This window comes from Sphingomonas sp. (assembly GCF_036269755.1).
In the GTDB taxonomy this organism is placed as follows: domain Bacteria; phylum Pseudomonadota; class Alphaproteobacteria; order Sphingomonadales; family Sphingomonadaceae; genus Sphingomonas.
Window position 1 is genome coordinate 91,594 of record NZ_DATBDV010000004.1, and the last position, 19,233, is coordinate 110,826.

The window sequence follows — 19,233 nt, forward strand, 5'->3', positions numbered from 1 at the left end:
GGCTTCGCCGCGGCGGAATCTAGGAAGGAAGGATAGAGGTAATGGCCAAATTTGCGATCATCACCGGAGCATCGACAGGCATCGGGCGCGAGCTCGCCAAGCTCGCCGCCGCCGATGGCTACGATCTGCTGCTCGCCGCAGACACGCCGTTCGTCGACAATGCGGGCGAGCTGCCCGGCAACGCGCAGACGCTCGAAACCGATCTGTCGACCTTCGAAGGCGTGGATCGCTTGATCGAAGCCGCGGGCGGACGCCAGATCGACTTGCTCTGCGCGAATGCCGGGCACGGCCTCGGCCGCGGCTTCCTTGAGCAGGCCGTTGCCGAGTGGCGCCATGTGATCGACACTAACGTCACCGGCACCACGTATCTGTTGCAAAAGGTGCTCAAGCAGATGGTGGCGCAGGGCGAGGGCAAGGTGCTCGTCACCGGCTCGATCGCCGGCTGGATGCCGGGTAGCTTCCAGGCGGTGTACAACGGCACCAAAGCGTTCGTGGACAACTTCACGGCAGCCTTGCGCAATGAGCTCAAGGAGCATGAGGGCATCACCATCACCACGCTCGAGCCGGGTCCGGTCGAGACCGAATTCTTCAAGCGCGCGGACATGATGGACACCAGCGTCGGTCAGTCGGACAGCAAGTCCGACCCCGCCGACGTCGCCAAGGACGGCTGGGACGCGCTCATGGCGGGCAAGGACACGATCATCTCTGGCTGGAAGAACAAGCTTCAGGTCGCGGCCGCTGGCGTCATGCCGCAGTCTGTGCCCGCCGAGATCCATCGCAAGATGGCGGAACCGGGCTCGGCCGACAAAGGCTGAGCCCAAGCGACGCGCGCATCGCTCGCGGGGTCGAAGCTGGCCATCTTCGACCCTCAGACCGCGAGCGATGCGCGCAACCGCGTCAGTCGTTCTTGGTGAAAGACGTCTTTCGGCCGCCATCACCCTCGGGCGGTGCCTGGTTACGGTCGAGCTGGTCCGAAGGGCGGCGCGCGTCGCCATCCTCCTGATGCTCGGTGGACAGGTTGGGTGCGCGCGTTTCGCTGGTCGGCTTGATCGATGTGTCGTCCATGGCTTGGCCTCCTACGGCTGAGTTGGCGCTGGGGAGGGCGCAGTCTGAACGAGCAACAGCGCCAGGGCCGCGCCGAGTCCGGCACCGAGCGCGATTGCCAGCGTCGGACGGGCCGCCGCGGTGCGCTGGAGATCCGCCATCAATTCCCCGGCATCCTGCTCGCCGGCCTGCTGGCCCCAGCGCCGAAGCCTGGCCGCGCCGTCGGACGCATAGCCCTGCAACTGTTCGCCGAAGAGGGGAAGCTCCTGCCGATCGAACATGCTGTCAATCGAGTCCGCCGCACCGGTCAGCGCGTCGCCGACCTTGCCGATCTGGCGATTGGCGGCATCGACCGCGAATTGGGGGAAGGCGGTTTTCGTCGAACCGGATTCTGCAGTGTCGGACGACAGGTTGAGGGCGGGCGTGTCGGGCATCGTCATTCTCCTTGGATGGGTTCACGAATTGAACGCCGCCGCGCCCGATAAGGTTGCGGCGATTTTGTCGCGAAGCGGCGATGACAAGCTTCCTATTCCTCTCCCTCGGCGATCCAATCCGACAGGTTCAACGCCGTCGTGGACCTCGTCTCCGCGTCCATGACGGTTCGCATGATCTCGAGCGCGCCGGCGCCGCGCTGCTCGTCGATTGGCACTACGCCATTCTCCGGTACCCACAGCGCGTAGTCGCGCATGTGCGCGTCCCCCGCGGTGAACAGGACGCAGATCTCGGTCGCAATGCCGGTCAGGATCAGTCGTCGCACGCCGAGTTTGGGCAACAGCACCGCCAGATTGGTCGCATAGAACCCCGAAAATTGCGGCTTGATGATGAAATAGTCCTGGTCTCGCGGCTCGATCGCGCCGCCGGCGAGGCTCGGTCTCGCATGCTCGACCAGCCGCGATTTCTCCGAATGCCATTGTCCGAAATTGTCGTTGACGTAGATCGTCGGCACGCCGGCGTCGTCGGCGGCGCGCCGCAGTTGAGCGAGCGTCTCGGCGACGGGCTCGGCCGCGCGGCGGGAGGCGTCGCCCTCCTCGAAATCGAACGGGTTGATCATGTCGATGATCAGCAAAGCGGTCTTGTTGCCGGGCTGGTCGCGGGCGGGGGCTGAGGGAATGTCTGCCTGGTCCATGAGGCCTTCTCGTTGGTGGAGGTGCGCGCGACGCGCTCTACTTCGGCACGACGCTGATCTTGCCGCCGCGCTCGAACGTCGCCAGACGGACATCGCTCGGGTGCTCGGCGCGTTTCAGCCGCAACCCCTCGAGCAAATCTTCGTCGCTGATGTCCTGGCGGCGCATCGCAACGCGATCGATCTGGCCGTCGCGGACGAGGGTGACGGGCTTGCCCTTGACCAGGCGTCCCAGCCAGTTCGCGTGCACCGTTGCCCTTGCCACCAGCCGATGGAGGACGACGAGCAACAACGTCGCGACGATCGTCGCCACGAAGGGCGCCTTTCCCGTCATCGCGCGGCTGATGTTCGAGCCGACGACGATCGCGACGATGATGTCGAGCGGGCTGAGGTTGGAAAAGGTGCGCCGGCCCGCGATCCGGATGCACAAAATGCCATAGAGGAACAGAATGACCGCGCGGGCGCAGAATTGCGCGACGCTCGGCGTGCCGTTGTCCGGCCCGACGATTACTTGCAGCCACTCCATGGTCGTTCTCCACCTTTCAGGTGGGGGTAACGATCATCGCTATCGCTGCGATCCCCATGACCAGTGTGGTCAGCCAACCAAAGATCTTGAGCATTGGCGAAGCGACGAATTTGCCCATGATGTCGCGGCGCGCGACGACCAGCATCAGCCCGACGAGGATCGGTACCGCGACCACGCCGTTGACGACCGCGCTCCAGAACAACGCCTTCATCGGATTGATCGGCGACCAGTCCAGTCCGATCCCCAACAGCATGCCCAGCACGATCACGGCATAGAATATGCGAGCGCCTCTCGGCTTGTGCTCGAGGCCCGCGGTCCAGCCGCCAACGCCGCACACCGCATAGGCGGAGGATCCCGCGAGCACCGGTACTGCCAAGAGGCCGGTGCCGATGATGCCCAAGCTGAAGATCGCAAAGGCGAAGGTGCCCGCGACCGGCTGCAGGGCCTTAGCGGCGTCGGCGGCCGTCGCAATGTCGGTCTTCCCCGCGGCGTGGAGCGTTGCCGCCGTGCCGAGCATGATCGCCAGCGCGACGATGTTCGACAATGCCATGCCGCCGAACGTATCCCAGCGCAGCCGGCTGAAGGCATCGTCGGCCTGGCGCGGCGCCTCGGTCAACGGTTCGCGTTCGTCGCTGTGGTCGACTTCCTCGACTTCCTGCGCCGCCTGCCAGAAAAACAGATACGGGCTGATCGTCGTCCCGAAAATCGCGACGATCACCGTGATGCCCTTGGCGCCGCCCATGGTCGGGATCACCAGCCCCTTGATCGCGGCGGGCCAGTCAACATGGACCATGAAGATCAGCGCGACATAGGCGAACAGCACCAGCGTCAGCCATTTGAGAAAGGCGACATAGCGCTGATAGGGGACGAATAGCTGGAGCAGCAACGAAACCAGCGCGAAACCCATCGTGAACAGATGCGCGCCGCTCCCCACCGCCAGCGCCGACGCCGCGCCCATCGCGGCGAGGTCCGCACCGATATTGATGGTGTTGGCGAAGCACAGCAAAGTCACCAGCGCGATGACGACCCAGTTGGGCATGATCGCCTTCAGATTGTGCGACAGCCCGTTGCCCGTGACTCGCCCGACCCGCGCGCTCGCCAGCTGGACCGCGACCATCAGCGGGTAGGCGAATACCATCGTCCACAACAGCGTCGGCCCGAACTGCGCCCCGGCTTGCGAATAGGTCGCGATGCCGCTGGGATCGTCATCCGCCGCGCCCGTGACGAGGCCGGGCCCGAGCCGCCTGAGCTTGTCGATAAGCTTCATGCGAGGAGCGATGCGATCAAGTGGGGAATCGCCTTACGAGGACGTTCGGAGGGCCATCGCATGAGTCTTCGTTCCTTGTACGCGTGAACAGCCGACGTCGTCGTTCCGGCGCGGTAACGTCCGGAACTGCGAATAACCTATGTTATCCATTTACGTTCCCGCGGCTCATTGACGCGTCGCAGGGCTTGCACCAGGGCGATGTCTGGTGCCGGATGAGGGGCTCGAACCCCCGACCTTCGGTTTACAAAACCGCTGCTCTACCAGCTGAGCTAATCCGGCCCCGGGGCGCGAGCCCCGAAATGTCCCAATGACTCCGATGCCCATGCGTCAGGCGACGCCGAAGGTCCAGCCTTCGGTGCGCGCGATCTCTGGGGTGAGGCCGGCGGGTGCCCACAGTTCGGCGCGCGCGACATTGGCGCGGAGCCAAGCGGCGGCGAGGATCGCATCGGTCGAATGATCGTCGTACCGCGTCAGTGGCCGATGCGGCTGCGAGCCGGTCGCCGCCAGCGCCGCGTCGAGCGCTTCGGCGGTGCGCAGCTTGCTCAGGCCCTTGCGCAACCCGGCGGCGCGGGCGGCGATCGCGGTGTAGATTTCGACCAGCAGCATGCCTCTGCTCGGCACAGGGTCGAACGGCCAAATCGCGATCCTTCGGTCGACATGATGGAGCAGCCGCATGCCCGCGAAGCTCGCTTTGGCGACCTGCGCGGCGCCGATCGCGTCGTACACGGTGGTCGCCTTGCCGCCGCCGCTCGCATTGAACGCCGCTTCGCCGCGGCGGAAGTGCAGGAATCGCGCTTTCTCGCCGTCCGCCGCCCCAAGGTAGAATTGGACGCCGCGCCGGCTGTCGAGGAACGACGCGGCGCCGAGATCCTCGTCGGGGCTGTTGGCATCGACATACGCCCAGAACGCTCGCGCCTCGCTCTGCGTGCTTTCGCCGGGCAAGTAGGCGCCGCGTTCGAGGAATGGCGCGCAGAAACTCATATCGAACCCGACCAGCATCGGCTCTTCGCGATGCGCGAGCAGCCAGTCGAGGATCGCGGTCCGCGACCAGGCGCTGTCGGGCGGATCGACCAGCACCGGCGCCACATCGCCGGCGTCGCACACCGCGAGCGCGATCCCTTTGTGCCGTCGTCCCTTCGCACCTGACCAGTCGATCGCGGCGAATCGCGTGAAGTGCGATTTAGTCGTCATCCCGGCGCAGGCCGGGATCGCTGGGTGGTGCTCGGCGCGCTCATCGCGCAACGGTTCCGGCCTGCGCTGGGACGACGAAGAAGACAGGGGTCATTTCTTGCGCGGCCTGACCGGTTTCTTCGCCGCCACCCAGTCGCGCGACTGGTCGATCATCGCCTTCACGCGTTCCGGATCGGCGCTCGCATAGCGGACCAGGACGCCCTCCCACCCGACATAGTGCGGCGTCTGCCAAAACGTTTCAGGATCGGTTTCTTTGAGCATCTCGATCGTGTCGAGATCGAGCGCAATCCCGAAGGAAGTGTCCGCCTCATGGCTTGGGAACACGAACGAGCGGCCGTTCGCCGCCATCCTGACCGATGGCTTGCCATAGCTCGTCGCGCGCTCGGTGCCGGGGAGGATCAGCGCGTAAGCGACCGCGGCATCCCAGCTGTCAATCATCCGCGCCGCTCGCGCAGTTCGGCCCAGTAGGCCATCCGTTCGGCGATGCGCTTTTCCATCCCGCGGTCGGTCGGCGCGTAGAAAGTTTGCGGCGTCATCTCCTCGGGCCAATAGTTCGCGCCTGAAAAGCCTTCGTCGCTGTCGTGATCGTAGGCATAACCCTTGCCGTAGCCGATTTGCTTCATCAGCTTGGTCGGCGCGTTGAGGATGTTCTGCGGCGGCATCAGCGAGCCGGTTTCCCTGGCTGATTTCCATGCCGCCTTTTGCGCGACATAAGCGGCGTTCGATTTGGGGGCGGTCGCGAGATAGAGGCACGCCTGCGCGATCGCGAGTTCGCCTTCGGGCGATCCCAGGAAATCGTAAGTGTCCTTGGCGGCGATGCATTGCACCAGCGCGTTGGGGTCGGCGAGCCCGATATCCTCGGCCGCGGCGCGGGTCAGCCGGCGCAGCAGATAGAGCGGCTCCTCGCCGGCGGTGAGCATCCGCGCGAGATAATAGAGCGCCGCTTGCGGGTCGCTCCCGCGGATCGACTTATGCAGTGCCGAGATGAGGTTGTAATGCCCCTCGCGATCCTTGTCGTAGACCGCGACGCGGCGCTGCAGGAAGTCTCCAAGCGCCGCCGGATCGAGCGGCGCGTCGAAACTCACCGAAAACAGCGTCTCCGCCTGGTTGAGCAGGAACCGCCCGTCGCCATCGGCGCTCGCCACCAGCGCGTCGCGGGCTTCGGGAGTGACGGGGAGGGGGCGCCCCTCCAACGCCTCGGCCCGGTCGAGCAGACTGCACAAAGCCTTATGGTCGAGCCGGTGGAGGATCAGCACCTGCGCGCGGCTGAGCAACGCCGCGTTCAATTCGAAACTCGGGTTTTCGGTGGTCGCGCCGACCAACGTCACCGTGCCGTCCTCAACATAGGGCAGGAAGCCATCCTGCTGCGCGCGGTTGAAGCGGTGGATCTCGTCGACGAACAACAAGGTGCGCTTGCCCATGCGGGCATGCTCACGCGCTTCGGCGAACGCTTTCTTGAGGTCGGCGACGCCCGAGAACACCGCGCTGATCGCGACGAAGCGTAGATCGACGGCGTCCGCAAGCAGCCGCGCGATCGTCGTCTTGCCGGTGCCGGGCGGTCCCCACAGGATCATCGACGACAACCGCCCCGCGGCGACCATCCGCCCGATCGCGCCCTCTGGTCCGGTCAGATGCTCCTGCCCGACGACCTCCTCCAGCCGCCGCGGCCGCAATTTGTCGGCGAGCGGGGCATTCTCATGGATCGTGTCGGGAGCGGCTTCGGGTTCGAAACCGGCGAAGAGGTCGGCCATGGGAGGAAGATAGGCGTTCCGCCGAAGAAATCCCAGCGGACCGGCACGACGCTAAAGATATATCTTGACGCCATCGATTTAAGATATATCTTAGAGATATCTGCTACCACTGAGGAATCCAGAGATGTTCGTATATTTTGAGAAAAGCGGTCACGGCTGCCATTCGGGGATGCACCACGGCATGCACCGCGGTTGGGGTCGTCATGCGCGTCATTGGGGCGGGCGCGATTCGCGTGGCGAGGGCCGCCGCCGCCGGATGTTCGACGGCGGCGAACTTCGCCTCGTCCTGCTCAAGCTGATCGCCGACGAGCCGCGCCACGGCTACGACCTGATCCGCCAGATCGAGGCGATGACCGGCGGCGCCTATGCGCCGAGCCCGGGGGTGGTCTATCCGACCATCACGCTGCTTGACGACATGGGCTTGATCGAGGCGCGGCAGAGCGAAGGCGCCAAGAAACTGTTCGCCGTCACCGAGGCCGGCACCGCCGAGCTCGATGCCAATGCCGAACTGGTCGCGACGCTGATCGCGCGGCTGACGGCGTTGGGCGAAGATCGCCAAAAGACCGATTCGAGCTCGATCCGTCGCGCGATGGGCAATTTGCGCGAGGTGCTGATGAACCGACTGCGGGAAGGCGACGTTGACGCCGATATGCTCCACCGGGTCGTCGCGCTGATCGACGAGACCGCGCAGAAGATCGAAAGGCTCTCACCGCGATGAAGGCCTCTGCCACCGCGCGCGTCCCGACCGCGCACGCCAGCCGGTATCTCCAGCAATTGTGCAAGCATTGGCAGCACAATCTGGTGGTCGAATTCACCACAGATCACGGCACCGTCGTGTTCCCCAGGGACGCGCGCGGGGCCGACTGGCCGGGCGACGCGCTGGTGACGTTCGACGCGTCGGCCGACACGCTCGCGGTCAGGATCGACGCAAGCAACGAAGATCAGCTGGAGGGGCTGAAGGGCGCCGTCGCCCGCCACCTCGATCGCTTCGCATTTCGCGAAGCGCCGCTAAGCTTCGACTGGGGCTAGCGCTCAAGCGTACCGTTCCGCGGTCGCGCGGATCAGCGAGATCATGTTGGGGATGCCTTGAGTCCGGTTCGAACTGAGCTGGTTCTTCAGGTCGAACGGCGCCAGCGCGGCTTCGATGTCGGTCGCGAGGATCTCGGCGGGCGAACGATCCTGCACCGTCAGGAGCACCAGCGCGATGATGCCCTTGGTGATCGCGGCGTTGCTGTCGGCGAGGAAATGGAGCGAGCCGTCCTCGCGAACGGTCGGATAGACCCACACCGACGCCGAACAGCCGCGGACCAGCGTGGCGTCGGTCTTGAGCGGCTCAGGCATCTCGTCCAGCTCGCGGCCGAGATCGATCAGCAGCCGGTAGCGATCGTCTGCATCGAGGAACCCATATTCTTCCTGAAGATCGGAAAGTGTCGGCATCGAGCGCGCTATAGCGGCCCGTGCCGTCAATCCAACCGCGTCCTGAACTCGTTTCAGCGTCCAAATCCCGCGCCGCGGCTGCGACGGCCTCCGTGGGTCGGGGCGCTGAGGCGAGCTCAGGGCGGTGGGCGCAAACCTCAAAGGTCCACGCCCGATGCGATCGCCTCAAGCTTGCGGATGCGTTCCTTGAGGTCGGCGATCTCGATCCGCGCGCTGGCATTGGGCAGGCTCGGGCCGTCGGCATGCGGGTGGTCGCCGAACGCGGTCAGCTCGCGTTCCTTGAGCGTGAGCCAGCCGCGCCAGCCGGCCAGGCCGGCCACGCAGACCATGCCGAGGCCGGCGAGGCTCGCGCCCGCCATGGTGAGGTAGAGGTTGGGGTCGGTCATGACAGACGTCTCCATGGGTGAGGGAGGACCGCGTCAGCGGTCCTGGTTGCGCAGCTTCTCGATCTCGCGGTCGAGTTGGGTGCTGCTGTTGGTGTCGGTGATCACGCGCTCGAGCACGGCGATGCGCTCCTTGAGCCCGCGAATGTCCTCGCGAAGCTTCTGGTTCTCCGCCGTGGTCGCGTTGTCGCGCAGGCTGAATTCGTTGCCCATCTTGTCGCGGCCGACGCCCATCCTGGCGCGGATGATGCCGCCGATCGTCACGATGAGAACGATGCCGATCACCATTTCGAAGGGGTTCATGTGCGTAGCTCCTGAGCGGCGATGCAAGTTATTCGGCGGGCTGGACCTGCGCCTCGCGCATGGCGCGGCGGCGGGGGCGATCGACCCGTTCGGTCAGCCAGACCGCGATGCCGGTCGGGATGCCGACGATGACGGTGATGATAAGCAGAACCATTGTGGCTTCCTCAGTTGAGCGGCGCGGGTGTGTCGCGCAGCTTTTCGATTTCATCCGCGACGTCGATGCCGCGGTCGGTGATGATGCGTTCGAGCACGCGCATGCGCTGTTCGAGCCGTTCGGTCTGGGCGGCGTATTGCGCCGCCTTTTCGGCGACCAGATTGGCTTTGAGGTCGAGCTGGCGGTGGCGATAGGCGAACCAGGGCTTGACGAAGACCCCGCCGACGATCGCGACCATGCCGCAGGAAATTCCGAGAATCGGGATGAGCAATGGGCTGATCATGGCTTTTGTCCTCAGTCTTGGCTGCGCAGTTCGTCGATCTCGCGAGCGACGCGCTCGGCGGGGTCGGTGGCGATGCGCTCGAGCACCCGGAGGCGTTCCTCGAGCCGGCCGATCTGCCCGGTCAGGCGCTCGTTCTCGGTCGACAGCAGGTCGATCTTGCGCTGCGCCTCCAGGTCGGTCTCGGCATCGCCGCGGTGACGGTTGCGCCGACTGTGGCGGTCTTCCAGCGGAAGCCCATGCTTGGCGCGGATCGACATCTTCAGGATGCCGCCCATCATCGTGATGGCGATGATCGCCAGAACGAAGATCTGTCCCTTGTCCACGTTCAATCTCCCCGTTCCAGCCGCTCAGCGCAGGCTGTCGATTTCAAAGGCCAGCCGTTTGGGCTGGTCGGTCACGATCTCTTCAAGCGCGGCCAAGCGCCGGGCCATCTCCGCCCGTTCGCGCTGTTGCAGCAGCGTTTCGGCGGTCGGCGCGGCGAGCGCGCTTTGCGCGATGCGGACGGCCTTGGTGGCCTTGCGGTTGGCGAACCACTGGATGGCCAGCGTCGCGGTGATGCCGAACAAGCTGCCCATGATGAAGTAAGGTGTCGGATCCATCGTCACTTTCCCTTTTGGTGGTCGGCCGCGCTCAGCGCAGGCTGTCGATTTCGTCGGCCAGCCGGCTGTTGCGGCTGGTGTAGAGCGTCTCGATGTCGGCCAGGCGCCGGTCGAGATCGCGGAACTTGGAGCGGACCTCGGCGGTCGAGCGCGAGGTATTGGTGCGCACGCCCTGCCAGAACTTCGCGTCCTCGGCGTCTTCGTACAGCCCGAACGGCTTGCACGGGGCGACCCAGGCGGTGATGAAGTAAGCCGGGATCACCCAACCCGAGGTGATCAGCGCCAGGACCACGGTGACGACCCGAACGATGGTGACGTCGAAGCCGGTATAGTCGGCGATACCCGCGCAAACCCCGAGAACCTTCTTGTTCTGTTTGTCGAGGTAGAATTTGGTGCGGCTGGCGGACATTTCAGTTCCTCCTGGTGGGAATTTCGGCCGGGTCGGCGGCCAGCGGCATGCTGGTCTTCCAATCCGGATGGTCGGCAGCGACGATGCGCTCGACCGTGGATACGCGGTCTTCGAGGCGGCGAGCGAGCGAGTAGAGCTCGTCGAGCAGCTTCTCGTCCTCGTTGGTGATCTTGGGCGCCTGCTTCCACTTGGTGACGTAGTGGAAGACTAGCCAGGGCAGGCCCAGAAACAGGATGCCGACGACGAAGACCGGGACAAGGATCTCATCCATCTCAGGCCCCCTTCTTCATACGCGCCTTGAGCGCTTCGAGTTCGGCATCGACCTTTTCGGAGGCCTTGAGCTCGGCGATCTCTTCCTCGAGGCTCTTGGGCGACGCGCCCAGGCCGGCGGCTTCGGCGCGACCCTCGGCGAGGTCGACGTGGCGCTCGAGAATGTCGAAGCGCGAGAAGGCGTCCTGCGTGCGGCTGGCCGAATAGACCTCGCGCAGCTTGAAGCGGTTGTTGGCGCTCTCGAACCGGGTCGCGATCGACGTCTGACGACTGCGCGCTTCGTTGAGCTTCTTCTGCAGCTTGGCGATGTCCTCTTCGGACGCGCGCAGCGCCTCGTCGAGCACCGCGATCTGCGCGCTCAGTTCGGCGATCATGTCGGTCGCCTTCTGGCGCTCGACCAACGCGGCCTTGGCGAGGTCCTCACGATCCTTCGACAGCGCCAGCTCGGCCTTCTCGGTCCAGCCTTCCTCGAGGCCGGAGAGCTTGGCGACGTGGCGACGCATCTCCTTCTGGTCGGCGATGGTGCGCGCGGCGGAGGCGCGAACCTCGACCAGCGTCTCTTCCATCTCCAGAATGATCATGCGGATCATCTTCGCCGGGTCATCCGCCTTGTCCAAAAGGTCGGTGAAGTTGGCGGCGATGATGTCGCGGGTCCGCGAAAAAATGCCCATCATTGTTACTCCTCGGAAATCTACGCTTTACTCGGGAAACTCGAATTGGATTGCCGGGGCGGGCAGCAAGGGGGAGGCCCGCCCCGGCGTGGGGTGCCCATCAAAGTATGACTTTGATGGGACCCGTTGCCGTTACGCCCGGGGGGCGGCGGCTACTTGGTGGGTCTGCGCTTGCGCCAGCCCGGGGCCGAGCGCCGCAAACATCAGCGACGATCCGCAAACCAACGTGCTGGCGATCACCACGACGGTGCGGCCCAGACCGATCGAAACCTTGTTCATTGTCTTACTCCCTGGTGTCTCTACGCGCCGTCATTCCGGCGTTGCCCAAGTGACTGCAGCAACCGTGCCAACTGTGAAAAACGGCGGAAAACCGCCATTTCCGGGGAAAAGCGAGCAGCGCGGCCAGCTTTTTGCTTGCGAAGAGTTGGTAAAATACGCCAAGTGTTGGCCATGGAGCGAACGTCTCAAGTCATCGGCCAGTCGGGCCCGTTTCTCGACGCGCTGGAACAGGCCAGCCGCGCCGCCGCGCTCGACCGCCCGGTGCTGGTGATCGGCGAGCGCGGGACCGGCAAGGAACTGGTCGCCGAGCGCCTCCACCGGCTCAGCCCGCGCTGGGACAATCCGCTGATCATCATGAACTGCGCGGCGCTGCCCGAGACGCTGATCGAGGCCGAATTGTTCGGGCATGAGGCGGGCGCGTTTACCGGCGCCACGCGGGCGCGGGCAGGGCGGTTCGAGGAGGCGGACGGCGGCACGCTGTTTCTCGACGAGCTCGGCACGCTGTCGATGGCGGCGCAGGACCGGTTGTTGCGCGCGGTCGAATATGGCGAAGTCACGCGGATCGGATCGTCGCACCCGATCCGAGTCGACGTCCGCATCGTCGCGGCGACCAATGAGCATTTGCCCGACAAGGTCGAAAAGCATCAGTTCCGCGCCGACTTGCTCGACCGGCTAAGCTTCGAGGTGGTGACGCTGCCGCCGTTGCGCGCGCGGCCCGGCGATGTCGCGGTGCTCGCCGACCATTTCGGGCGGCGCATGGCGGCGGAGATGGCGCGCGATTGGGAGGGCTTTTCGCCCGAGGCGATCGACGCGCTGATCGACTATCAATGGCCGGGCAATGTGCGTGAGTTGCGCAACGTCGTCGAACGCGCGGTCTATCGCTGGCACCAGAGCGGTCCGATCGCGACGATCGAGTTCGACCCGTTCCAGTCCCCGCACCGCCCGGGGGCGGCCGCAGTTACACCCGCGGCGTCGAGTCCGGCGCCCGTGCCATCGGCCCCCGCGACGCTGGGCGATACCGAGCCGGCCGACTTCAAGTCGCGCGTCGCCCGCTTCGAACGCGACGTTCTCACCAAGGCGCTCGCCGCCAATCGCTTCAACCAGCGCCAGACCGCCGACGCGCTCGGGCTAAGCTACGACCAGCTTCGGCATGCGCTGCGCAGGCATGATCTGCTGCCCGGCTAAGAAAGCCCGGACCTAAACGGAATCGCTTGCGCAACGATCATCGCGGACCCATTTGAGCCGTAGCGGCGTTTGCTTGGCAAACCCCGATCAGACCCGAATATGGAGACGCTCCGATGGCTTTCGAACTTCCGCCGCTTCCCTATGGCTATGACGCGCTGGAGCCGACCATCAACAAGGAGACGATGACGCTTCACCACGATAAGCACCACGCCGCCTATACCGCCAAGCTCAACGAAGGCGTCGCCGCCGATCCCAAGCTCGAGGGCAAGTCGATCGAGGATATCCTCGGCATGATCTCGAGCCTGCCGCCGCTCGTGCGCAACAATGGCGGCGGGTATTGGAATCACGATTTTTTCTGGAAGATCATGACGCCCAAGAACGGGGGCGGCGGCGGGAGCCCCACGGGCAAGCTCAAGGACGCGATCGATGCCTATGGCGGGCTTGACAAGCTCAAGGAAGACTTCAACGCCAAGGGCGCGGGCCAGTTCGGCTCGGGCTGGGCATGGGTGATCGCCGACAGCTCGGGCGCGCTCAAGGTCGTGTCGACCCCCAACCAGGACAATCCGCTGATGGACGATGCCAACGACAAGGGCACGCCGATCCTGGGCAACGACGTGTGGGAGCACGCTTACTACCTCACCTACAAGAACGACCGCGCGGCGTATCTGAAGGCGTGGTGGGACGTGGTGAACTGGGAAGAGGCCGGGCGGCGGTACGATGCGGCGGTGGGGTGAGCTTTTGAGCAATCGGTGAAACGGCCGCGGCGGTTGCCCGGGGCGTTTTGCTGGAAATTGCGAGCGACCGCCGCAACCGCTGACGCCCATTTGGCGTCGCTCCGGAGAGGGTTTGCCCTCGCTATTGCAGACATTGCGATAGCGGCTCATCTTGATCGCAGGATGTCAGTTCTGAGGAGGGCCGTTATGCCTATGAAGGACATGCCCGTTGTGCGCCACGATCGCTCAGGAGCGGGAAATCCGATTGCTTTTGCCAGCCTCATCGCGCGCTTGATCGCAAATCGCGACGCACGAAAGAGGCCTGGCGATGAGCCAGAGGGTGAGCTCGTGCGCTCACCAAATCCGAAGCCGCCGTTCCTGGGCGGCGCGGTAGCAGCACGCTGAAGGGCGGCTTTCCCGCATTACTGGCCGATACCCCGTCCGAGGCCCTGCCAGCAATAACTGCCACGCCTGCAATGTTGGATTTCGTGCGTCAGCCTCTCCGCGCGCTCTTCCTCATCGCCGGCATCCCACCCTCGCACGCGCCCGTGCGATCGACGCAATCGTCGCGACTTTTCAGGCGACCTCCACGGCTCGGCCGGACATCGCTATAGTGTGACCCGGGTGTGACCTTCGCCCTTATTCGGGCGGCAGTTCGTCGATCGCGGCATCGGCCTTCGCATCGCCCTCTGCCATCAGCCCGTGCTTCATCATCATCGGCACGTTGGCGAACGCGAACAGCATCGTCATCGGGATCACGCCCCATAGCTTGAACCCCGCCCAGAAGGTCAGGCTGGTGTTGCGCCACACGATCTCGTTGAGCACCGCCATCCCGACGAAGAACAACGCCCAGTTGCGCGTGATCTTGCGCCATCCTTCGGCGCTGAGTCCGGCATAGGCCGATCCAAGCAATTGCTGAAGGAGTGGCTTGCCAGTCAGCATCCCGACGAACAGCACCGCCGCGAAGGTCGCGTAGACGAAGGTCGGCTTCATCTGGATGAAGCTCGGATCGTGGAAATAGATCGTCAGCCCGCCGAACAGCACGACCAGCCCGCCCGAAATCCACAGCATCGGCGAGATCGAGCCGAGCTTGATCTGCGACACGACCATCGCGATTACGATCGCAATCATGAACGCGACGGTCGCGACCAGCACGCGAGCGATGACGATCGCCTTCATCCGCTCCATGCCGTCGAGTCCGTTGGTCAGATGCGCGACCAGCTTCATCAGCGGCACGTCGGGCGCGAAGAAGGTGATCGCGACGAAGATGATCAGCGGCGCATAGTCGATCGCGAGCCGCAAGCCAGACGATCCGTTGCGGCCGCTCATCGCACCATCTCCTCGACCCCGGCGATGATCCGCGCGACTTCGCGAGCGTCGAACGGGCGCAAATCGTCGATCTTCTCGCCGATGCCGATCGCGTGGATCGGTAAGCCGTATTGCTCGGCCGCGGCGACCAGCACACCGCCGCGCGCGGTGCCGTCAAGCTTGGTCATCACAAGCCCGGTGACGCCGGCCATTTCCTTGAACACCTCGATCTGGTTGAGCGCATTCTGTCCGGTGGTGGCGTCGAGCACGAGGATCACGTCGTGCGGCGAGGCCGGGTTGATCCGACCGAGCACGCGGCGGATCTTGGCGAGTTCGTCCATCAACTCGCGCTTATTCTGCAGGCGCCCGGCGGTGTCGACGATGAGCGCGTCGATCCCGGTATCGGTCGCGCGCTTGACCGCCTCGAACACGATCCCGGCGGCGTCGCCGCCTTCGTTGCCCTTGACCAGCTCGACGCCGGCGCGGTCGGCCCAGGTCTGGAGCTGGCCGATCGCGGCGGCGCGGAAGGTGTCGCCAGCCGCCAGCAACACGCCGTAATCCTGTTCGGTGAGCAGATGCGCGAGCTTGGCGATGGTGGTCGTCTTGCCCGATCCGTTGACGCCGATCACCAGGATTACCTGCGGGCGCGGGAACGCTTCGATCTCGAGCGGCTTGGCGACCTTCGCCAGCGTCTTCTCGATCTCCTCGGCGACGACCAGCCGGATGCCGAGTTCCTCCATGTTGCGCTCGAAGCTGCCCTCGGCGAGGCGTTCGCGGATCCGCGCGGCGGTGGCGGGGCCGAGGTCGGAGGCAATCAGTGCTTCCTCGATCTCGTCGAGCGTCTCCTCGTCGAGCCGCGCGGTGCCGAGGCCCGCGAGGTTGCCGACGAGGCGATCCGACGTGCGCTTGAAGCCGCCGAGCAGGCGCTGGTGCCAGGTTGGGGAAGCGCTCATGCGATGCTCAAATTGTCGGGCGTGATGGTCACGGAAACGATGCTACCTTTAGGATAAACGCGGTCGAGCCGAATGTCGGCGAAATTGGCAGCATGCCCACGATTGCCGGGCGCTTCGATCAGCACCTGCTGGGCGGTTCCGATCAACGAACGCATCCACGCCGCCTTGCGCCTTGCCGCCCCCTCGCGGAGCCGTGCGGCGCGCTCTCGCCGCACGTCGAGGGCGACCTGCGGCATGCGAGCGGCGGGAGTCCCCGCGCGCGGGCTATAGGGGAAGATGTGCGCGTGGACGATGTCGCAATCGTCGATCAGCGCCAGGCTGTTGGCGGCCATTGCGGCGTCCTCGGTCGGGAATCCGGCAATGAGGTCGGCGCCAATCGCGATTTCCGGCCGCGCCGCCTTGAGCCGTTCGACCAGCCGCACCGCATCGGCGCGTGTGTGCCGGCGCTTCATCCGCTTGAGGATCATGTCGTCGCCCGCCTGGAGCGACAGATGGAGGTGCGGCATCACCCGCTGTTCTCGGGTCAACAGCGCGAATAGGAGGTCGTCGATCTCGGGCGCGTCGATCGACGAGAGGCGAAGGCGGGGCAGGGCGGTGCGCGCGAGGATGCGCTCGACCAGGCTGCCAAGCGTGGGACTGCCGGGCAGGTCGTGGCCGTAGCTGGTGAGATCGACGCCGGTCAGCACCACCTCGTTCTTGCCGGCCGCGACAGCCGCCTCCACCGCGGCGATCACCGCGCCCGCCGGCGCCGATCGGCTCGGCCCGCGACCGAATGGGATCGCGCAGAAGGTGCAGCGATGGTCGCAGCCGTTCTGCACCTCGACGAATGCGCGCGACTGGTCGCATGCCATCGCGAGGTGCGGCGCGATTTCGGTCACGCGTGCCATGTCGCGAACGATCAGCGCATCGGGCGCCGCCCAGGCATCGGGCGACAGCTTGTCGCTATTGCCGATCACGCGATCGACCTCGGGCATAGCAGCGAAGCTGGCCGGGTCGATCTGCGCCGCGCAGCCGGTCACTGCGAGCATCGCACCCGGGCGAGCCCGACGCGCGCGGCGGATCGCGGCGCGGGTCTGCTTAACCGCAGCGTTGGTGACGGCGCAACTGTTGACCACCACGACGTCGCGGCCGCCGAGCAATCCGCGGATCGTTTCGCTTTCGGCGATGTTGAGGCGGCACCCCAGGCTGATGACCTCGGGCTGCGGAAGGGACGACATGGCGGGTGATCTAGAAGGGGGGAGCGCGCAAGTCCACGATAAGGCGCGCGCGGTGCTCCGCTTCTGGCTGGAGGAGACGCCGGCCGAACAAAGGTTCGCCAAGGACGACGCTCTGGACGCGGAGATTGAGCGGCGTTTCGGTGAGTGGCGTAACGATGTGCTGGCGGGCGGGGCAGAGGGATGGACCGACGACCCGGTCGATTTGCTCGGCGCGATCGTCCTGCTCGATCAATTCTCACGCAACATTCACCGCGATAAGGCGCGCGCGTTCGAGGCGGATGCGCTGGCGCTCCAGCTTGCGAAACTGGCGGTGGCGAAAGGTTGCGACGCAGGGATGAGCGGCGTCGAGCGACAATTCGCCTATCTGCCGTTCGAACATTCGGAAAGCCTCGAGGATCAACGCGAGAGTGTTCGATTGTTCACTGCGATGGGCGATGCGGAAGCCTTACGCTATGCGCTTGACCATGCGGCGGTGATCGAGCGCTTTGGCCGCTTCCCGTCACGCAACGCCGCGCTCGGACGAGTCTCGACGGCGGAGGAGCAAGCCTATCTCAGCCAGCCCGGCGCCGGCTGGTAACAGGTTCCTCGACCGTCTCCGCGGGCGACGTGGCGAGCAGACGCCGCTCGGCGAGCAACCGCCGCGCGTTGGCCGCCGACAGCGGCCGTCCGAAGCAATATCCCTGGCCGCGGGCGCAGCCGAGCGCGCGCAGGCGCTCCTCGGTTGCCTTCTCCTCGATCCCCTCAGCGGTGATCGACAGGTTGAGGCTTTCCCCAAGCCGAGCGATCGCGTTGACGATCGCCGCGCTTTCGGGGTTCTGGTTGATCGACATGACGAAGCTCTTGTCGATCTTGATCCGGTCGAATGGCAGCGCGCGCAGGTGCGCCAGGCTCGAATAGCCCGTCCCGAAATCGTCGAGCACCAGCTTGATGCCCTGGTTCTTGAGGCTGCCGACCACCGATTGCGCCATCGCCATGTTGTCGAACAGCGCGCTTTCGGTGATTTCGACCTCGAGCCGGTTCGGCGGGAAGCCCGTTTCGGTCAGCAGCTTGATGATCTTCTGCGCCAGCCAGGAGTCCTTGAACTGGCACGGGGACACGTTGACCGCGAGCGTCAACGCCGGATGCCAGTCGCGCGCCGCGACGAACGCCTGACGCATCACAGCCATCGACAGATCGGCGATCATGCCGGTCTCTTCGGCTATCGGCACGAAATGCTCGGCGTCGATCAGCCCGCGTTGCGGGTGCTCCCAGCGCGCCAGCACTTCGAAGCCCGTCAATCGGCCCGTCGTCAAGTCGATCTGCTGGTCGAAATAAGGAACGATCTCGCCGCGCGGGACCGCGACGCGGAGCGATCCTTCGAGCTCGTTGCGCGCCTGCATCTCGCGCTCCATCGAAACGTCGAACCATGCGTGGCGATTACGGCCGGCATTCTTGGCGGCGTAGAGCGCGATATCCGCCGCGCGCAGCAAGGCGTCGATCGTCGCGCAATCATCGTCGCTGCGCGCGATCCCGACCGAGGCGGTAATGTTGAGATGGAGCCCGTCGACGTGGAACGGCTGGCTCATCCGCGACACCAGCCGCTCGGCAACGCGTTCGACGCTATCGGGATTGCCGGGATCGAACAGCATCGCGCAGGCGAATTCGTCGCCGCCGAATCGCGCGGCCAGAGCCGATTCGGGCAGCACGACCGCCATTTCGTGCGCGACGGCGCGGAGCAAAGCGTCGCCGACCGAATGGCCGTGCATGTCGTTGACCGTCTTGAAATGGTCGAGATCGAGCATCATCAGCGCCATTGCCTTATGGCGGCGGTCGGCGCGGACGACCATCGCCGCGCCTTCCTCGGCGAGGCTGCGACGGTTGAGGAACCCGGTTAGCGGATCTTTGGAGGCGAGGATGTTGGCGCGCTCTTCGGCCGCCGCGCGCTCCGATACTTCGCGCGCGAGATCGCGGTGCCGCCGCCAACCGAACAGGATCAGTGCGACGTTGAGCAGCATCGCGATGATCAGCGTCTGGTCGTTGGCGCCGTTGCCCTTGCCCGTGACATAGTTCGACACGATCATCGACAGCGCTGCGCTGCCGGTGCCGACGAACATGACGATCGCCGAGACGGTGATGGCACCGCTCATCAGGTCGCGCCGGGCACCCGACGGTTCGCTCATGCCCAAAT

Annotated in this window: 29 protein-coding genes and 1 tRNA gene; 6 read left to right on the top strand and 24 right to left on the bottom strand. The window is 65.2% G+C overall.

Annotated features, from left to right (window positions below; translation table 11 throughout):
- Positions 1 to 41: 41 nt before the first annotated feature.
- Positions 42 to 815, top strand: coding sequence for an SDR family NAD(P)-dependent oxidoreductase (locus VH326_RS02765; RefSeq protein ID WP_329630270.1), 774 nt, complete (start codon positions 42 to 44; stop codon positions 813 to 815).
- Between the two features lie 82 nt (positions 816 to 897).
- Here the strand turns inward: VH326_RS02765 and VH326_RS02770 are convergent, their stop codons facing one another.
- The 9 genes from VH326_RS02770 to VH326_RS02810 form a co-directional block, all read right to left on the bottom strand.
- Positions 898 to 1,065: a hypothetical protein gene (locus VH326_RS02770; RefSeq protein ID WP_329630271.1), complete on the bottom strand. Its 168-nt coding sequence runs from the start codon at positions 1,063 to 1,065 to the stop codon at positions 898 to 900.
- An 11-nt stretch (positions 1,066 to 1,076) separates the two neighbouring features.
- Positions 1,077 to 1,478 (bottom strand): hypothetical protein, encoded by a 402-nt coding sequence (locus VH326_RS02775; protein WP_329630272.1) that lies wholly within the window; start codon positions 1,476 to 1,478, stop codon positions 1,077 to 1,079.
- Between the two features lie 92 nt (positions 1,479 to 1,570).
- Entirely contained in the window at positions 1,571 to 2,170 is a 600-nt protein-coding gene (locus tag VH326_RS02780) for an isochorismatase family cysteine hydrolase (RefSeq protein WP_329630273.1), read from the bottom strand.
- 37 nt (positions 2,171 to 2,207) lie between these two features.
- A complete protein-coding gene (locus VH326_RS02785; protein ID WP_329630274.1) occupies positions 2,208 to 2,693 on the bottom strand; it encodes a DUF421 domain-containing protein in 486 nt (161 codons plus the stop codon).
- Positions 2,694 to 2,709: 16 nt separating this feature from the next.
- Positions 2,710 to 3,960 (bottom strand): divalent metal cation transporter, encoded by a 1,251-nt coding sequence (locus VH326_RS02790; RefSeq protein WP_329630275.1) that lies wholly within the window; start codon positions 3,958 to 3,960, stop codon positions 2,710 to 2,712.
- A gap of 203 nt (positions 3,961 to 4,163) precedes the next feature.
- Positions 4,164 to 4,239 (bottom strand) — tRNA-Thr (locus VH326_RS02795).
- Positions 4,240 to 4,287: 48 nt separating this feature from the next.
- Complete coding sequence (locus VH326_RS02800; protein ID WP_329630276.1) at positions 4,288 to 5,151, bottom strand: hypothetical protein; 864 nt, start codon at positions 5,149 to 5,151, stop codon at positions 4,288 to 4,290.
- Between the two features lie 90 nt (positions 5,152 to 5,241).
- Positions 5,242 to 5,589: a hypothetical protein gene (locus VH326_RS02805; RefSeq protein WP_329630277.1), complete on the bottom strand. Its 348-nt coding sequence runs from the start codon at positions 5,587 to 5,589 to the stop codon at positions 5,242 to 5,244.
- Positions 5,586 to 6,902 (bottom strand): replication-associated recombination protein A, encoded by a 1,317-nt coding sequence (locus VH326_RS02810; RefSeq protein ID WP_329630278.1) that lies wholly within the window; start codon positions 6,900 to 6,902, stop codon positions 5,586 to 5,588. The genes VH326_RS02805 and VH326_RS02810 overlap by 4 nt, the downstream gene beginning before the upstream one ends.
- A gap of 124 nt (positions 6,903 to 7,026) precedes the next feature.
- Here VH326_RS02810 and VH326_RS02815 point away from each other — a divergent pair, with 124 nt between their 5' ends.
- Both VH326_RS02815 and VH326_RS02820 read left to right on the top strand, forming a co-directional pair.
- Positions 7,027 to 7,620 carry a PadR family transcriptional regulator gene (locus VH326_RS02815; protein ID WP_414714241.1) on the top strand — a complete coding sequence of 198 codons (594 nt, stop codon included), beginning with the start codon at positions 7,027 to 7,029 and terminating at the stop codon, positions 7,618 to 7,620.
- Entirely contained in the window at positions 7,617 to 7,931 is a 315-nt protein-coding gene (locus VH326_RS02820) for a DUF2218 domain-containing protein (RefSeq protein WP_329630279.1), read from the top strand. Before VH326_RS02815 ends, VH326_RS02820 begins: the two co-directional genes overlap by 4 nt.
- 3 nt (positions 7,932 to 7,934) lie before the next feature.
- On the opposite strand, the gene VH326_RS02825 is transcribed toward VH326_RS02820, so the two are convergent.
- From VH326_RS02825 to VH326_RS02875, 11 genes are all read right to left on the bottom strand, one after another.
- Positions 7,935 to 8,339 carry a SufE family protein gene (locus VH326_RS02825; RefSeq protein WP_329630280.1) on the bottom strand — a complete coding sequence of 135 codons (405 nt, stop codon included), beginning with the start codon at positions 8,337 to 8,339 and terminating at the stop codon, positions 7,935 to 7,937.
- Positions 8,340 to 8,476: 137 nt separating this feature from the next.
- Entirely contained in the window at positions 8,477 to 8,725 is a 249-nt protein-coding gene (locus VH326_RS02830; protein ID WP_329630281.1) for a hypothetical protein, read from the bottom strand.
- A 33-nt stretch (positions 8,726 to 8,758) separates the two neighbouring features.
- Positions 8,759 to 9,025, bottom strand: coding sequence for a hypothetical protein (locus tag VH326_RS02835; protein ID WP_329630282.1), 267 nt, complete (start codon positions 9,023 to 9,025; stop codon positions 8,759 to 8,761).
- Between the two features lie 28 nt (positions 9,026 to 9,053).
- Positions 9,054 to 9,179, bottom strand: a complete 126-nt coding sequence (locus VH326_RS02840) for a hypothetical protein (RefSeq protein ID WP_329630283.1) — start codon at positions 9,177 to 9,179, stop codon at positions 9,054 to 9,056.
- A 10-nt stretch (positions 9,180 to 9,189) separates the two neighbouring features.
- Entirely contained in the window at positions 9,190 to 9,462 is a 273-nt protein-coding gene (locus VH326_RS02845) for a hypothetical protein (RefSeq protein WP_329630284.1), read from the bottom strand.
- 11 nt (positions 9,463 to 9,473) lie between these two features.
- Complete coding sequence (locus tag VH326_RS02850) at positions 9,474 to 9,740, bottom strand: hypothetical protein (RefSeq protein WP_329630780.1); 267 nt, start codon at positions 9,738 to 9,740, stop codon at positions 9,474 to 9,476.
- A gap of 69 nt (positions 9,741 to 9,809) precedes the next feature.
- Positions 9,810 to 10,061, bottom strand: a complete 252-nt coding sequence (locus tag VH326_RS02855; protein ID WP_329630285.1) for a hypothetical protein — start codon at positions 10,059 to 10,061, stop codon at positions 9,810 to 9,812.
- Between the two features lie 31 nt (positions 10,062 to 10,092).
- A complete protein-coding gene (gene pspC / locus VH326_RS02860; RefSeq protein ID WP_329630286.1) occupies positions 10,093 to 10,470 on the bottom strand; it encodes an envelope stress response membrane protein PspC in 378 nt (125 codons plus the stop codon).
- Between the two features lies 1 nt (position 10,471).
- Positions 10,472 to 10,741 carry an envelope stress response membrane protein PspB gene (gene pspB, locus VH326_RS02865; protein ID WP_329630287.1) on the bottom strand — a complete coding sequence of 90 codons (270 nt, stop codon included), beginning with the start codon at positions 10,739 to 10,741 and terminating at the stop codon, positions 10,472 to 10,474.
- A 1-nt stretch (position 10,742) separates the two neighbouring features.
- A complete protein-coding gene (pspA, locus tag VH326_RS02870; protein ID WP_329630288.1) occupies positions 10,743 to 11,411 on the bottom strand; it encodes a phage shock protein PspA in 669 nt (222 codons plus the stop codon).
- 132 nt (positions 11,412 to 11,543) lie between these two features.
- A complete protein-coding gene (locus VH326_RS02875) occupies positions 11,544 to 11,690 on the bottom strand; it encodes a hypothetical protein (protein WP_329630289.1) in 147 nt (48 codons plus the stop codon).
- Between the two features lie 171 nt (positions 11,691 to 11,861).
- Between VH326_RS02875 and pspF the strand changes: the two genes are divergently transcribed.
- Positions 11,862 to 12,875, top strand: coding sequence for a phage shock protein operon transcriptional activator (pspF, locus tag VH326_RS02880; RefSeq protein ID WP_329630290.1), 1,014 nt, complete (start codon positions 11,862 to 11,864; stop codon positions 12,873 to 12,875).
- A 113-nt stretch (positions 12,876 to 12,988) separates the two neighbouring features.
- Positions 12,989 to 13,609, top strand: coding sequence for a superoxide dismutase (locus tag VH326_RS02885; RefSeq protein ID WP_329630291.1), 621 nt, complete (start codon positions 12,989 to 12,991; stop codon positions 13,607 to 13,609).
- 618 nt (positions 13,610 to 14,227) lie between these two features.
- Here the strand turns inward: VH326_RS02885 and VH326_RS02890 are convergent.
- Genes VH326_RS02890 through mtaB form a run of 3 tightly spaced genes read right to left on the bottom strand, consistent with a single transcriptional unit; the run spans position 14,228 to position 17,066 of the window.
- Positions 14,228 to 14,917 (bottom strand): inner membrane-spanning protein YciB, encoded by a 690-nt coding sequence (locus VH326_RS02890; protein WP_329630292.1) that lies wholly within the window; start codon positions 14,915 to 14,917, stop codon positions 14,228 to 14,230.
- Positions 14,914 to 15,849, bottom strand: coding sequence for a signal recognition particle-docking protein FtsY (gene ftsY / locus VH326_RS02895; protein WP_329630293.1), 936 nt, complete (start codon positions 15,847 to 15,849; stop codon positions 14,914 to 14,916). The genes VH326_RS02890 and ftsY overlap by 4 nt, the downstream gene beginning before the upstream one ends.
- Complete coding sequence (mtaB, locus tag VH326_RS02900) at positions 15,846 to 17,066, bottom strand: tRNA (N(6)-L-threonylcarbamoyladenosine(37)-C(2))-methylthiotransferase MtaB (RefSeq protein WP_329630294.1); 1,221 nt, start codon at positions 17,064 to 17,066, stop codon at positions 15,846 to 15,848. Before mtaB ends, ftsY begins: the two co-directional genes overlap by 4 nt.
- Here mtaB and VH326_RS02905 point away from each other — a divergent pair.
- Entirely contained in the window at positions 17,065 to 17,643 is a 579-nt protein-coding gene (locus VH326_RS02905; protein ID WP_329630295.1) for a DUF924 family protein, read from the top strand. The genes mtaB and VH326_RS02905 overlap by 2 nt on opposite strands.
- Here VH326_RS02905 and VH326_RS02910 read toward each other — a convergent pair.
- A complete protein-coding gene (locus VH326_RS02910; RefSeq protein ID WP_329630296.1) occupies positions 17,618 to 19,225 on the bottom strand; it encodes a putative bifunctional diguanylate cyclase/phosphodiesterase in 1,608 nt (535 codons plus the stop codon). The two genes, VH326_RS02905 and VH326_RS02910, sit on opposite strands and share 26 nt — an antisense overlap.
- Positions 19,226 to 19,233: the final 8 nt, after the last annotated feature.

Excerpts from the sequence above, each read along its gene's own strand:
- VH326_RS02765 (WP_329630270.1), top strand. The coding sequence starts at position 42 with ATGGCCAAATTTGCGATCATCACCGGAGCATCGACAGGCATCGGGCGC.
- VH326_RS02770 (WP_329630271.1), bottom strand. The coding sequence starts at position 1,065 with ATGGACGACACATCGATCAAGCCGACCAGCGAAACGCGCGCACCCAAC.
- VH326_RS02775 (WP_329630272.1), bottom strand. The coding sequence starts at position 1,478 with ATGCCCGACACGCCCGCCCTCAACCTGTCGTCCGACACTGCAGAATCC.
- VH326_RS02780 (WP_329630273.1), bottom strand. The coding sequence starts at position 2,170 with ATGGACCAGGCAGACATTCCCTCAGCCCCCGCCCGCGACCAGCCCGGC.
- VH326_RS02785 (WP_329630274.1), bottom strand. The coding sequence starts at position 2,693 with ATGGAGTGGCTGCAAGTAATCGTCGGGCCGGACAACGGCACGCCGAGC.
- VH326_RS02790 (WP_329630275.1), bottom strand. The coding sequence starts at position 3,960 with ATGAAGCTTATCGACAAGCTCAGGCGGCTCGGGCCCGGCCTCGTCACG.
- VH326_RS02800 (WP_329630276.1), bottom strand. The coding sequence starts at position 5,151 with ATGACGACTAAATCGCACTTCACGCGATTCGCCGCGATCGACTGGTCA.
- VH326_RS02805 (WP_329630277.1), bottom strand. The coding sequence starts at position 5,589 with ATGATTGACAGCTGGGATGCCGCGGTCGCTTACGCGCTGATCCTCCCC.
- VH326_RS02810 (WP_329630278.1), bottom strand. The coding sequence starts at position 6,902 with ATGGCCGACCTCTTCGCCGGTTTCGAACCCGAAGCCGCTCCCGACACG.
- VH326_RS02815 (WP_414714241.1), top strand. The coding sequence starts at position 7,027 with ATGTTCGTATATTTTGAGAAAAGCGGTCACGGCTGCCATTCGGGGATG.
- VH326_RS02820 (WP_329630279.1), top strand. The coding sequence starts at position 7,617 with ATGAAGGCCTCTGCCACCGCGCGCGTCCCGACCGCGCACGCCAGCCGG.
- VH326_RS02825 (WP_329630280.1), bottom strand. The coding sequence starts at position 8,339 with ATGCCGACACTTTCCGATCTTCAGGAAGAATATGGGTTCCTCGATGCA.
- VH326_RS02830 (WP_329630281.1), bottom strand. The coding sequence starts at position 8,725 with ATGACCGACCCCAACCTCTACCTCACCATGGCGGGCGCGAGCCTCGCC.
- VH326_RS02835 (WP_329630282.1), bottom strand. The coding sequence starts at position 9,025 with ATGAACCCCTTCGAAATGGTGATCGGCATCGTTCTCATCGTGACGATC.
- VH326_RS02840 (WP_329630283.1), bottom strand. The coding sequence starts at position 9,179 with ATGGTTCTGCTTATCATCACCGTCATCGTCGGCATCCCGACCGGCATC.
- VH326_RS02845 (WP_329630284.1), bottom strand. The coding sequence starts at position 9,462 with ATGATCAGCCCATTGCTCATCCCGATTCTCGGAATTTCCTGCGGCATG.
- VH326_RS02850 (WP_329630780.1), bottom strand. The coding sequence starts at position 9,740 with ATGATGGGCGGCATCCTGAAGATGTCGATCCGCGCCAAGCATGGGCTT.
- VH326_RS02855 (WP_329630285.1), bottom strand. The coding sequence starts at position 10,061 with ATGGATCCGACACCTTACTTCATCATGGGCAGCTTGTTCGGCATCACC.
- pspC (WP_329630286.1), bottom strand. The coding sequence starts at position 10,470 with ATGTCCGCCAGCCGCACCAAATTCTACCTCGACAAACAGAACAAGAAG.
- pspB (WP_329630287.1), bottom strand. The coding sequence starts at position 10,741 with ATGGATGAGATCCTTGTCCCGGTCTTCGTCGTCGGCATCCTGTTTCTG.
- pspA (WP_329630288.1), bottom strand. The coding sequence starts at position 11,411 with ATGGGCATTTTTTCGCGGACCCGCGACATCATCGCCGCCAACTTCACC.
- VH326_RS02875 (WP_329630289.1), bottom strand. The coding sequence starts at position 11,690 with ATGAACAAGGTTTCGATCGGTCTGGGCCGCACCGTCGTGGTGATCGCC.
- pspF (WP_329630290.1), top strand. The coding sequence starts at position 11,862 with ATGGAGCGAACGTCTCAAGTCATCGGCCAGTCGGGCCCGTTTCTCGAC.
- VH326_RS02885 (WP_329630291.1), top strand. The coding sequence starts at position 12,989 with ATGGCTTTCGAACTTCCGCCGCTTCCCTATGGCTATGACGCGCTGGAG.
- VH326_RS02890 (WP_329630292.1), bottom strand. The coding sequence starts at position 14,917 with ATGAGCGGCCGCAACGGATCGTCTGGCTTGCGGCTCGCGATCGACTAT.
- ftsY (WP_329630293.1), bottom strand. The coding sequence starts at position 15,849 with ATGAGCGCTTCCCCAACCTGGCACCAGCGCCTGCTCGGCGGCTTCAAG.
- VH326_RS02905 (WP_329630295.1), top strand. The coding sequence starts at position 17,065 with ATGGCGGGTGATCTAGAAGGGGGGAGCGCGCAAGTCCACGATAAGGCG.
- mtaB (WP_329630294.1), bottom strand. The coding sequence starts at position 17,066 with ATGTCGTCCCTTCCGCAGCCCGAGGTCATCAGCCTGGGGTGCCGCCTC.
- VH326_RS02910 (WP_329630296.1), bottom strand. The coding sequence starts at position 19,225 with ATGAGCGAACCGTCGGGTGCCCGGCGCGACCTGATGAGCGGTGCCATC.